The organism is uncultured Zhongshania sp., assembly GCF_963975605.1.
In the GTDB taxonomy this organism is placed as follows: domain Bacteria; phylum Pseudomonadota; class Gammaproteobacteria; order Pseudomonadales; family Spongiibacteraceae; genus Spongiibacter; species Spongiibacter aquimaris.
In genome coordinates this window covers 269,039-281,596 of record NZ_CAXBHN010000001.1, presented here as the reverse complement: position 1 = coordinate 281,596, position 12,558 = coordinate 269,039, and the positions used below count along the sequence as shown (strand labels likewise).

The following is a 12,558-nucleotide window of genomic DNA, read 5'->3' as shown; positions in this document are numbered from 1 at the left end:
AAATTAGGAAATAATGATGACCAGCCCTTCGCACAGCCAGTTCTGGCGCTTCGATAATCGCCCAGAAGCGAACATCAACGACAGCACTTTCAGCCTTCAGCAACGAGAATTACCTCCCCTAGAAGAGGGCCAGTTGCTTGTCAAAAATCTAATACTGTCGATGGATGCAACCAACCGCCTTTGGCTGGGCGAGCGTGAAGAGCTATATATGGAACCAATAAGCCTGGGCGACAGCATGAGAGGCTTTGGGCTTTGCCAGATTGTTAAATCCAACAGCCGCTTATATCAAGAAGGACAACTAGTAAGCTCACTGACAGAATGGGCAGAGTACTCAATACTGGACGCCAACGCGGTGCAAGCGTTTGTCGCACCAAAAGACATGCCGCTAGACCTGGCATTTGGCGTAATGAGCATCGCGGGCCCCACGGCCTACCACGGCCTGCTTAATATTGCGCATCCCAGACCGGGTGAAACAGTGGTGGTCACCGCCGCCTCTGGCGCTGTCGGCTGTCTGGCAGGGCAGATCGCCAAGCTTAGCGGATGCCATGTCGTCGGGACTGCAGGCAGCGATGCCAAGTGCCGGTATTTAGTCGAAGAATTAGGTTTTGACGCCGCAATAAACTACCGCGACGCCAACGTTGAGGATGCCCTTCGCCAGGCCTGCCCAAATGGCATAGACATTCAATTTGAAAATGTTGGCGGCAGTATTTTGGACAGCTGCCTAAAGCTAATGAACAACAATGGTCGTGTGGTAATTTGCGGTCTTATCTCCATGTATAACTCTGCGGAAAATGTTCCTGGACCGTATATGTTTCACAACAGCATTATGAAACGACTAAAAATAGAAGGGTTTGTCATACTCGACCACGCGGCAGAGTTTCCGGCCATGCAGCGCTATTTAGCCCAGTGGATACAAGATGGGGCAATAAAATTTAAACTGCACAGTCATCAGGGGATAGAGCACGCCTCGACTGCGCTACAGAGTCTATACACCGGCGAAAACAACGGCAAAGTTCTCGTTAAGCTGTAAACTCACTTAGCAAAAATACCAGCGACAGCCACCGTGCACGGCCAAAATAAAACAAGTAGACTAGGTGAGTAGCTTATACGATAAGTACACTCATCGGTCCTCAGCCAATTTTGGCAAGCAACGATAATAATTATGCTGACTAGCAGTAATATTTCAGACCTTGGACTATCGCATCACAAGTTCCAAGCGCCACTAGGAGAGCAAAAGCAGGTTCTCCGCCAGGAGCTATTGACCCGAATTGGCGAGCTTGGCGCAATCCAGTGCGTGGTTATTCAAGCGCCAGCTGGACATGGCAAAACCACCCTTCTGAAGCAAATCTTTGATCTCAGCAAAGACGCGGGAAAACTGACTGCGTGGCTTAAATTAGATGAGTCCGACAATGATTTACATCGGCTACTACTCCACCTCGACAAAATAATAAGCGACCTTGAAGAAAGCCAAGAGGCAAAACACAGTAAAACCCTTAAGGAAAACTCTCTACCGAAAGGCCGGGCAGAGCGCTTCAATAATCGGCTTGCCGAAATAGGTACTGATATACATTTATTCTTTGATGATTTTCAGTTCATCGACGAACCTGAAATTGAACACCTCTTCAGAAATATACTTAGCAATTTGCCCAACTCTGTCAAAGTATTTATTGGTTCACGTTCGCTGCCAAAAATTGGACTAACCGAACTTCAGGTCCAGCAGCGATTAGAGTTGCTTCGTTTCGCAGAAATTAAGTTTTCTCTCCAAGAGACAAAGGAATTCTTTCAAAAAGAACAACAGTTATCCCTCAGCGATGAAGACCTCGCGATCATATACAGTCGATCAGAAGGCTGGGCGGCAGCCCTGCAATTATTCAGACTTACACTGGCAAAACGAAGCGTGAAAGAGTCTCTAAATAATCTAGAGTCCTACACACCGTTCCAGATCACAGAATACCTCGCGAGCAATGTACTACAGCAGCAAGCATCCGATGTGCAGGAATTCTTACTAACTTGCTCGCTACTACCCAAATTGTGCGCACCGCTATGCGAAGAGATCACTGGGCGAAAAGATAGCCAAGACATTCTAGAGCAGTTAGAACGCCAAGGGCTTTTCCTCAACAATATCGACAATGAACGCTACTGGTTCCAGTTCCACCGACTTTTTGCGCACTATTTGCAAGAGCTAGTTAGAAAACGCCACCCTGCGCGCTGCAGTCAAATACATAGCAAAGCTGCCACGTGGTTTTTAGAGCACCAGCTGTATGAAGATGCCTTATTTCACGCGGTGGCAGCCCAAGATTTCAATCTCGCCACCACCGCGATGGACATCTGGGCAACCGATCAAATCACCAATGCCTGCTTACATTCTGTAGAGCGCTGGGCCGATAAAATTCCTTTGGCACATATTTTTCAGCACCCCAGACTGATTGTTAAAATAACATGGGCACTGACATTTCTGCGGCGCAGATCGAAAGTACTTCCCTACCTCGACGTACTTAAAAAACTTGGCGAGCAAGCGCTAGACGAGCAATTTTCAATTGAACGTCAAATAACAATGGCCGTCGTTGAAATGGCGCTAGATCATCTTGACCACGCCTTTGCCAACGTTGCAGATATCAATACCGAAAATCACGAAGCCAGAGGTTTCTGGGCTTTTGAACTGGGCGCGGCTGCCAACATTCAAGCATGCCGCCGCATTGCATACGGCAATTTTGCCGCCGCAAGATATCATATTGCGGTTGGTCGCAATCACAACCACGGTGATAGCGCGCCATTTTTAGCCGGCTACAACACTGGCTTAACTATTATCAGCAGCTACCTACAGGGCAATATCAACGACGCCTACGAACGCAGTATTTCAATATTAAAAGCCAAAGGTCTTAATATTGAAGAGTCCTACGCAGCAACATCGGCGGTCTGCTGCTGCTTATTCCCACTCTACGAGAATAATGACTTCGACACCGCGGTAGAAGTTTTTGAACAGTATCATCAGGAAATAAATACCGGACTACTTCCCGACTTTGTGTCAGCGGCTTACCTGCCTATGATCAGAATTTACGACGCCAAAGGGGAGCCAAACAAAGCCAGAAAGCTACTAGACACACTGGAAGATATTGCCATCAGCGCAAACTGGCCGAGGATTGTTCGTCTCTGCGCATGGGAAAACGTCCGCCGAGCTTTACTAACCGAAAATAGTCAACAAGCCTTATCAATAGCCGCAACCTTGGGCTACCCGGCACCAGAATTAAGCACACCCTCGTTTCTAAGCTTTGCCGACGCCATAGAAGACGCGACCTTAAGTAGAATACGTTTAGAAGTGCACACTAAGCCGCTGCAAGACACCCGAAGCAAACTCAAACTGGCGATTCAAAGAGCCCAAGACCACAATCTAATCGCGCGGGAAATAAAGCTTCACTTGCTCAATGCCATTTTGGAGAGCAACGAAGGTAATGCAGAAAAATCCTCTAGCGAACTAAAAATTGCGCTGACCTTGGCAGCTGAATACGGCGTCATTCGCAGTGTTTTAGATGAAGGGCCAAAGGTAATCAGTCTTCTCAAAGCGCGCTTAAACGGAAGTTGGTCAAGTACGCTTAATCGTTACATTACCAATCTACTGGGTCAATGTGAGGAAAGCGACAATATCACCAGTCCTCAGACCGAACTACCGGAAGCATTAACGTCACGAGAAATGCAAATCCTGTCCCTACTCGCCAAGGGGGAAACCAATAAAAATATTGCGCGCAGCCTCTTCGTTTCAGAAAACACCGTCAAATTTCATTTAAAAAATATTTTTCACAAACTTGGCGTTAGCACTCGCACCCAGGCGATCAGTAGCGCAAGCAAACACGGGCTTATTTAGCTTGCTGCTCATTACACGAAAGATAGCTTGATAGGTATTGCACTAGCGCGTTCGAAGTCTTGTGATAAACAATAATGGCAATCTGGCCCTGTCTGAATCAACATAGCGAATAAGCGCACTATCTACGCTGTTCATCGCTACGCGCAGCAGCTTCTGCCCATCGTGCGAATGCAATAAGACTACGCCACTACAATTTGCTAACACGCTTAGAAAAAACACAACTCGAAACGATGTCTTTTGGGTTTTGTGCCTAAGACGCTGCTGCGCATATAAGGCACCGGGCCAGCCTCCAAGCAAGGCGAGAAGGTGGAGGGTATTTTCAGAGACGCGCCAAGAACCGGTCATCGCGGCCTTCTTATCTTTCGCGTAATAAAAATAGCAAAGTAGGCTGATGATCAGAACAAACAGACTTAGCAAGAGCGGCGTATACCCAAGGAAATATGACATTCCAAAACATAAAATCAAAAAACAGGTAATAATTTTGACGCTTTTCATCGCTAAAACTCGACTTCCAATCACGACACTGGAGTGTAGTAGACATAAAAAAGGCTCCAACACTGGAGCCTTAAATGACACATAAATCGGCACAACCGCTTTAGCTCACCCTCACTATTTTCAAGGTATTGGTGTGACCGTCGACACCCACTTGATCGCCGGTGGTCCCTAGAATCAAGTCATCACTTACCACATGCCCGCGATCCTTAATTGCACTTACGCAATCGTCAATTTCTATGCCTGCTGCTGGGCTGGCAATAGCATAGACACCGCGATATAGACTTACGCGATTGCAGGTCGTAGGGTTGCGGCTAAAGGCAAAGATCGGAATTCCCGACGTCAACCGCGACATCAGCAATACGGTTCTGCCCGTCTCGGTCATTGAGACGATCGCCTTTACACCAAGCTGATGATTGGCGGCATAGACTGCGCTCATCGCCAAGGTTTCTTCGACCGACTCAAATTTGCGCTCGAGTCGATAGCTGGATTTGCGCGCCGAGGGGTAAAGTTCAGCGCCTTCGCAGTTGCGGGCCATGGCCTTTACTGTTTCAACTGGATAAAGCCCAGAAGCGGTTTCTGCAGATAGCATGACGGCATCGGTGCCATCGAGGACGGCATTGGCCACATCAAATACTTCGGCGCGGGTAGGAACGGGGCTACTCACCATCGACTCCATCATTTGGGTCGCCGTAATGACAGGGCGATTAAGCACCCGCGCACGCTTGATAATATGCTTCTGCAAGCCGATTAAACTCGCATCGCCAATCTCCACACCAAGATCACCGCGCGCCACCATCACACCGTCACAAGCACGAATAAGCGCGTCGAGATGCTCGTCGCTGGCAACCGCTTCGGCCCGCTCGATTTTGCCGATGATATGGGCAAAACAGCCAGCGGCTTCTAATTTAACTCGCGCATCCTCAATATCTTCGGCGCTACTGGGGAAGGACACGGCAATAAAGTCGAGGCCAATTTGCGCGGCGAGTTTGATATCTTCCATATCTTTTTCAGTTAAGGCGGGAGCCGACAGACCGCCACCTAAGCGGTTAATGCCTTTGCGAGACTGCAATTTACCCACGCTTTCAGATCGGCAATACACTTTTTCGCCAACGACTTTGTCCACGCTTAAACGCAGACGACCATCGTCTAATAGCAAAACATCACCGGCACTGACCGAGCGCGCCAAGGGCTCGTAATCTACCCCAATATGAGCGGCATCTCCCTCGCCATCGGCTAGTTCGGTATCTAAGATCAGTTCGGTGCCCTTTTTAAGCTCAATCGGGTCGACAGCCAACTTGCGCAAACGAATCTTTGGCCCCTGCAAATCACCTAATAAACCAACATAGCAACCGGCTTCAAGCGCCAATTCACGAATTAAGGCTGCACGATCCGCGTGCTCAGCAGCGGTGCCATGTGAAAAATTTAAGCGAAAGACATTCACACCAGCGCTAATCATTTCTGCGAGCATGTCTCTAGAGTCACAAGCAGGTCCGACCGTGGCCACAATCTTAGTTCTTCGCATGAATGGCGCTATCCTTTAAATAAATAGTGATAAAAAACCCTATGTTACACCTCTATCCAACAGACAGCGACTAAGCAAATGTGTAGTTTTTATGATTTATCGATTTCAAACACTAACGCCGTACAAATTTTGGACATAAAAAAACCCGGCAGTGCCGGGTTTTCATTCAAACCAGTGATGGTTTAAACGAAGAAGTCCCCGTTATCCATGCCCAACCCCAGACCACCTAAATTGCGCGCAAAGCTAGTTGGGTTATTGGCCACATGCGCCCGGGCAGTGTGAACATCCAAAAAGCGCTGCTGGATTTCGCTACCCAAGAACACCGACTGACCGCCAGCCACTTCAAATAATGAGTCAATGATGTCGATACTTTTCGTAATAACCAGCGAGGCGTGATAGCGATAGCGAACACGATCCTCAACGGGAACCGGTTTACCCGCTTCCACCAGCGCCATCATCGCATCGAAATTGCGGAACAGCAGCGCTTCCATCTCATCTATACCGTTCAATGCACCGGCAATACGCTCTTGCACTTGAGTGTCGCCAGCCAGTTTAGTCGGGTCGCCGCTCGCCTTATTCAGTACTGCGTGCTTATAGAGATCGACTGCCGCTTTGCAGGCACCGATCGCCGGCGTACACACCACGCGAATAAAGGTTTGCGCCCAAGGCAGTTGGTACAATGGCGCGGTATTCACCGCTTGGCCCGGATTTGTGCAGGCAAAGCCGTCAGTTTGTTTATGGGTCATGTAATCTGGTACAAACACATCATTAACCGCAATATCATTGCTGCCTGTGCCTTCCAAACCCATAGACTGCCAGGTATCAATAATGTCGTAGTCACCCTTTGGCACTAAGAAAGTACGATAGCCGTCACCGGGAATAATGGCGCCAAGCAAAGCCCACGTGCAGTGGTCACTACCGCTCGACCAACCCCAGCGACCGCTGAGCTTAAAGCCACCATCAACTACCGTGACCTTACCCATTGGCGCATACGATGACGAGACGCGTGTGTGGATATTGTCGCCCCAAATGGTTTGCTGAGCACGGTCATCCATAACGGCAATTTGAAATGCGTGAACGGCGATAATACCGCTTGCCCAAGCCGTCGACATACAACCCTCTGCCAAGGCAATTTGCATACGGAAGAAATCTTGTGGCGAAAGCTCTAAGCCGCCGTAGCGCTTTGGCTGCAGGGCTAGGAAAAAGCCAATTTCCTGCAATTCGTCGATAGAGGCTTGCGGCACCTTCCGCAGTGCCTTGGTTTCCGCCGCCCGCTCCCGCAAACGCGGTTGCATGTCTTTTATGGCAGCCATCATCTCTGGTACTGACAATACCTTGGTGTCACTTTTAGCTTGCGCTACGCTCATCGCACTTCTCCTGTACACATTCTTAATGGCGAGATGACTATTAAACTTTAAATAGCCAAACCACGACCTAAACCGATGCGACTACTCGCCGCAAAAAGCCGCGCAGAATTACGCGTCTGGCATAGAAAATTTATGGCCCCACAAACTTGGCAGACTGGTGACCGTTGGGGTGAATCCCTCCCAGTCCATTTGCAAACCGTCGGTGCCAAATTCCATGGCAAAGCCAGTCGGGGTAGCCATATAAAACGACAACATATTGTCGTTGGTGTGACGACCCAAGGTCGATATTATGGGTATCTCAGCTTCTTGAACTCGATCCAGGCAGTAACCCACCTCATCGACCTCAGTGACCTCTAACATTAAATGCACGCAGCCTACCGGGTTAGCCGGATCTTCATACAAGGCCAAGCTGTGGTGGCGGGGGTTGTTCACATGCATGAAATTTAAGCCCTGACCCGGGTCATCGGGGTCCGGCGAAAATTTAAAATGCATATAGTCACTGTCACCAAAGCCCAACAGCTCTTTATAAAACGCGTGGGTTTCCTTCAGCTTTGCCGCTGGCAGAACTGCATGGCCAAGCCCCATATCGCCGTTAAAGCCAGTTTCAAAACCCGAAATACCTTTTGGCGAGATAAACTTAGCGTAGTCCAGCTCGCCACCCCAAAATAGCTCAAGACCATTCCCTGAGGGATCTTGCAAGCGAATCAAGCCACGAACACGACGCGCCTGTGCATCTGCCGCAGACGCCTCTTCAAAGGCCACACCCGCCGCTGCCAGCTCCGCTTTTGCGTCATTAAATCCCGCCTCGTCTGCCAGCTCCCAGCCACAGCGAGCTAGGCGATTCTGGTCTGACTTCACAATCGCAAAGCGATAAGGCCGCGTATCCAATTTCAAATACACATTGCCGTCTTGTGGCATTGTTGGCGCAACCATCAAGCCCAATATATTCGTACCGTAGTCTAGCCATTGCTGTGGCTCTGTCGATTCAATCACTACGTAAGCTAAACTGCGAACATCCATTACTGCTTCCCGTTTTTACACTAAATTAATCAGGTATTTCGAAGCGCATAATCCACAACGTATTCACGCTTCTCGTTGAACGCTTGCGGAACCTCGGCAACATCGACATAAAACTGGTTATACCACTGACGCAAGCGCGTAATTGGGCCATCACCATCGCACAAGACCGGATTATCTACCCGTGTTTTAGTGTGCCAAATATGGACATCCTGAAAAAATGCCGTGCGGTTTTGCTGAACATATTCACGCGCCATTTCCTCGTTTTGCTGTTCCGACATACCAGCGATTTTTCTCACTGCCACACCGAACCGCAAGTCAAAACTGTTGTGGTTAATAGGCACATGCGTCACCAGTAAACGAGAAGCGATGTCCACACCACCAGCCTGCCCGGTCATATAGGTATTCATATAGGCAGGGCCATAGTAGGTCGCTTCGGAACTCAGAGCGCCATCTTCTGCCAGCAACTCGGAGCCACCGGTTAATTCCTGCCGATAAGTATGTTTATAGACTATATTTTTGAACTCGGTAATCGGTGCACCATGAATCGGACCAAAATGCGCAACATCAGCCATATTGTCGATCAATTCGCGGGCATTGGTGTTGATGGTCATCAAATCCATCTGCCAGATCGTCCAATCGTCACTGAACACATCGTCGATACGTGGCGGGCGCTGCTCTTCTATCGGTGGATTGCCTTCAGGGTCAAACCACATAAACAGCAAATGATTTTCTTCTAAAGTCGGGTAAGAGCGGATAACCGCTTTCGCCGGAATACGCTTAGCATAGGGAATATCATCACAAACACCGTCTGCACCCCAGCGCCAAGCGTGGAAAGGACAGCGAATTGAGCTACCCTCTACACAACCTTCACTGAGATCGGCACCCATATGTGGACAGTAGCCGTCCAGGATATGAATCTCGCCATCGTCGCCGCGATAGGCAACCAAACGCGTACCAAAATAATTGAGTTTGACCGGCGTACTTGTATACTCGCTCGCCAGGCCGAGACAGTACCAACCGCGGGCATAGCGATCGGGTAATTCCGCTGCCTCAATAATATGCGGCTGGCGCGGCACTTGCGCTACCTGACTCATTGTATCTCTCCTTCCAACTCGTTTTTATAAGGGTTCTGCATGGTGAAAAATTCTCACACATGCCCCCCAGCCACACCATCCTCCGTTTAGACGAGCTGCACTCAATCCATAAAGCACTGTTTTTATTAATTTTTTTACCAAAAAGACAAGCCCTGATCAGCAAATCTGACGCGGAATTTAAAAAACCCATTCGCCGGTATCGCCGGCTATAGCCAGCCGTTACAATAAACCTTCAATCTGTTAGCAAGTGCCGCTTTAACCGTAAAAAGACTAAGCCGCGAAAACATATCTGCATTTATTCCCACTTAAATATGGTCACCAATGGCAAGTAAAAAAGGCTCGAGTAAATCACCTGTCGACAAGCACGAACGAAAAGACGTCGCCATTAGCCTTCCCGGCCGCTCCGGCAACAATAAAATGCCCGCAGCGCAAGCGCTCAACTTCGCCACCCAATTAGGCAATGACGGCAAATGGCCGGTAGTCATCGTGCTGTGCCGGCAACTACTCACTCAAATTCCGCAACTCACACGCGCCTGGCATTTACTATTTAAAGGGCTCGTCGAGGCCGGCGACTACAGCGGACTGCTCACCGCCAGCGAGCAGTATTTAAGTAGCAAGCCTCGCGACCTCACTACGCTTCTATTTCAAACAACCGCACTTAGGTTGCTAGGCCAACACGACAAGGCTTTGCAAGCTATCGACAAGGCTTTGCGTTTAGCGCCAGCAAACACCAGTGCCTTGAATCAACGCGGCGTGATACTCAAAGAAATGGGGAATATGACCGAGGCCTTAGACAGCTTTAATCGCTGCGTACGCCTCTCGCCACTCGACGGCTACGCCTATTGGAATAGATCTGATTTACTGCGCGACATCGATACTGAAGAACTAGAAAGCATGGAAGCGGTAGTGAGCAAGCCCGCAGTCACGGCTCACAATAAAGCGCGTATTCACTACGCCCTAGCCCGCGCTTATGAATTTCAAGGCGACACCCAAAAGCAATTTAGCCATATCGAACAAGGCGCAAAATTAAAACGTGGCTTACTCGAATATCATCACGCAGATGAAATACAACAAACCCGCGATATTCCGAAGCACTTTAGCCAAGAGCTGTTAACGCAAACACCACTGCCAAGAGAGACTAAAAAAGCCAGCCCAATCTTTATTTGCGGCTTGCCACGCAGCGGCACCACCTTGGTAGAACAAATTATATCGACCCATTCCATGGTCACCGCCGGTGACGAATTGGTCGCTCTGCAGCGCGCCACGGCCGCCGTATTGCGGCAAAAGAAAATAGATAAGTCCTTCCCTCTGTGGGCCAATGACTTAAGCCCAGCCGACTGGAAAACCATCGGTGACAACTACCAATCAATGACGAGTGAACTACACGGCACACCATTTTTTACCGACAAAAATTTACAAAACTATAAAGCATTGGGACTCATCCACCTTGCCAACCCCGAGGCCAAAATCATCTTTTGCCGACGCGCGCCGATGGATAATTTGTGGGGATGCTATCGCCAGTATTTTGCCGACGGACTGCGATTCACCTACGATCAAGAAGAATTAGCCGACACCTACCAGGCCGCCAGTGAATTGTATCGCTACTGGCAAAGCGCACTGCCCGACAAGGTGTTCTTCCTGGAATACGAAACACTGATCAGCGATTACGAAGCCACCGTAAAAGCGCTACTACACTTTCTCGACTTACCGTGGGAAGAAAACTGCCTGCATTTTTACAACAACCCCAGGGCGGTAAGAACCACATCGGCAACCCAGGTTAGATCGCCCATTAACACCAGCCGCATAGATCAATGGAAAAAGTTTGAACAGCAACTTCAGCCTATGTACCAACGCCTGCGCGAACTTGGCGAAATAGAATAAAAAGTAAGACAAACAAGAGAAGTACTAAAGGACAGCGGAGCAACGAGGATTCAACATTCCTAAAACGCCTCATTCTCCGCATATATGCGAATATTGATGCTGTCGTCGCCATCAAGTGACAAGGCAATCGTCATCGGCCGGCAACACACCTCGCAGTCTTCGATATACTCATCATCACCACCTGAGGCATCCACCAATATCTCTATCGCCTCGCCACAGTAGGGACAAAAATCTGAGACCGATTCAATCGCATTCATGTACTTTCTCCTTCAGAAGCGTCTAAGTAAAACACGAGCAGCACCGCCCATATCGATTTATACTGCCCCACACTCTAAGATACACGCCTTATAAAAAACATCAGCGAGGAAACCCCATGAGCATTCGTTTTGATGGCAAAGTCGCCATCGTTACCGGCGCCGGCAATGGCTTAGGCCGCAGTCACGCACTCGCCCTCGCCGCTCGCGGCGCAAAAGTCGTCATCAATGATTTAGGCGGCAGCAGAGATGGCACCGGCGCCTCATCCGCCGCAGCGCAAGCCGTCGTCGCAGAAATTGAAGCGAACGGCGGCGAAGCCATCTCCCACGGTGCCAACGTCGCGATTTATTCTGAAGTGGAAGACATGGTGCAGCAAACCATCGCAAAATGGGGCCGCATCGATATTCTCATCAACAACGCCGGTATTTTGCGCGACAAGACATTCTCTAAAATGTCGCTAGACGATTTCAGCTTAGTCATGGATGTTCACCTCATGGGCTCAGTCAACTGCAGCAAAGCCGTGTGGGACATTATGAAAGAACAACAGTACGGCCGCATTGTGATGACCACCTCCTCAAGCGGCTTATACGGCAACTTTGGCCAAAGCAACTACGGCGCAGCCAAAATGGCCGTTATCGGCCTAATGAATACCCTGGGCATTGAAGGCGCGAAAAACAATGTCCGCGTAAATGCACTGGCCCCCACCGCCGCAACTCGCATGACCGAAGACCTTATGCCCGCAGAGGTCTTAGCCATGCTAGTCCCCGAAGCGGTTACCGCTGGCGCACTCGTACTTTGCCATGACGACGCACCAAGCAGAAATATTCTCTGCGCCGGCGCAGGTGGCTACGCAACAAGTGCTATTTTTGAAACAGAAGGCGTCTATCTGCCACCAGAACAACAAACCCCAGAAGCGGTCGTCGCACACTGGGATAAGATCAGCGACTGTTCTGAGCAATCAAAAATGGAAACGGGCTTTAATCAGTCCGAGAAGTTTTTGTTAAAGGCGCAGAAATATTTGCAGGATAAATAATAATTTATTTTTAAAATTAAGATAAAAAAATC

At 49.2% G+C, this 12,558-nt stretch carries 10 protein-coding genes; 4 read left to right on the top strand and 6 right to left on the bottom strand.

Annotated features, from left to right (window positions below):
- The first annotated feature begins 16 nt into the window (after window positions 1–16).
- Window positions 17–1,030, top strand: a complete 1,014-nt coding sequence (locus AAC007_RS01245; RefSeq protein ID WP_339674194.1) for an NADP-dependent oxidoreductase — start codon at window positions 17–19, stop codon at window positions 1,028–1,030.
- 132 nt (window positions 1,031–1,162) lie between these two features.
- Window positions 1,163–3,859, top strand: coding sequence for a LuxR C-terminal-related transcriptional regulator (locus tag AAC007_RS01240; protein ID WP_339674193.1), 2,697 nt, complete (start codon window positions 1,163–1,165; stop codon window positions 3,857–3,859).
- A gap of 42 nt (window positions 3,860–3,901) precedes the next feature.
- Here AAC007_RS01240 and AAC007_RS01235 read toward each other — a convergent pair whose 3' ends face one another.
- From AAC007_RS01235 to AAC007_RS01215, 5 genes are all read right to left on the bottom strand, one after another.
- A complete protein-coding gene (locus AAC007_RS01235; protein WP_339674450.1) occupies window positions 3,902–4,306 on the bottom strand; it encodes a DUF1294 domain-containing protein in 405 nt (134 codons plus the stop codon).
- Between the two features lie 148 nt (window positions 4,307–4,454).
- Window positions 4,455–5,876 carry a pyruvate kinase gene (pyk, locus tag AAC007_RS01230; protein ID WP_339674192.1) on the bottom strand — a complete coding sequence of 474 codons (1,422 nt, stop codon included), beginning with the start codon at window positions 5,874–5,876 and terminating at the stop codon, window positions 4,455–4,457.
- 182 nt (window positions 5,877–6,058) lie between these two features.
- On the bottom strand, window positions 6,059–7,243 hold the full coding sequence (locus tag AAC007_RS01225; RefSeq protein WP_296434668.1) for an acyl-CoA dehydrogenase family protein: 1,185 nt from the start codon (window positions 7,241–7,243) through the stop codon (window positions 6,059–6,061).
- Window positions 7,244–7,351: 108 nt separating this feature from the next.
- Complete coding sequence (locus AAC007_RS01220; protein ID WP_339674189.1) at window positions 7,352–8,263, bottom strand: VOC family protein; 912 nt, start codon at window positions 8,261–8,263, stop codon at window positions 7,352–7,354.
- Between the two features lie 29 nt (window positions 8,264–8,292).
- The gene (locus AAC007_RS01215; protein WP_295870783.1) at window positions 8,293–9,357 is read right to left on the bottom strand and encodes a Rieske 2Fe-2S domain-containing protein; all 1,065 of its coding nucleotides are present in this window, start codon (window positions 9,355–9,357) and stop codon (window positions 8,293–8,295) included.
- A gap of 321 nt (window positions 9,358–9,678) precedes the next feature.
- Between AAC007_RS01215 and AAC007_RS01210 the strand changes: the two genes are divergently transcribed.
- Window positions 9,679–11,238: a sulfotransferase gene (locus AAC007_RS01210; RefSeq protein WP_339674187.1), complete on the top strand. Its 1,560-nt coding sequence runs from the start codon at window positions 9,679–9,681 to the stop codon at window positions 11,236–11,238.
- A 59-nt stretch (window positions 11,239–11,297) separates the two neighbouring features.
- Here the strand turns inward: AAC007_RS01210 and AAC007_RS01205 are convergent, their stop codons facing one another.
- Window positions 11,298–11,495: a CPXCG motif-containing cysteine-rich protein gene (locus AAC007_RS01205; protein ID WP_295870779.1), complete on the bottom strand. Its 198-nt coding sequence runs from the start codon at window positions 11,493–11,495 to the stop codon at window positions 11,298–11,300.
- Between the two features lie 116 nt (window positions 11,496–11,611).
- On the opposite strand from AAC007_RS01205, the gene AAC007_RS01200 reads away from it, so the two are divergent.
- On the top strand, window positions 11,612–12,526 hold the full coding sequence (locus tag AAC007_RS01200; RefSeq protein ID WP_339674184.1) for an SDR family NAD(P)-dependent oxidoreductase: 915 nt from the start codon (window positions 11,612–11,614) through the stop codon (window positions 12,524–12,526).
- Window positions 12,527–12,558 lie beyond the last annotated feature (32 nt).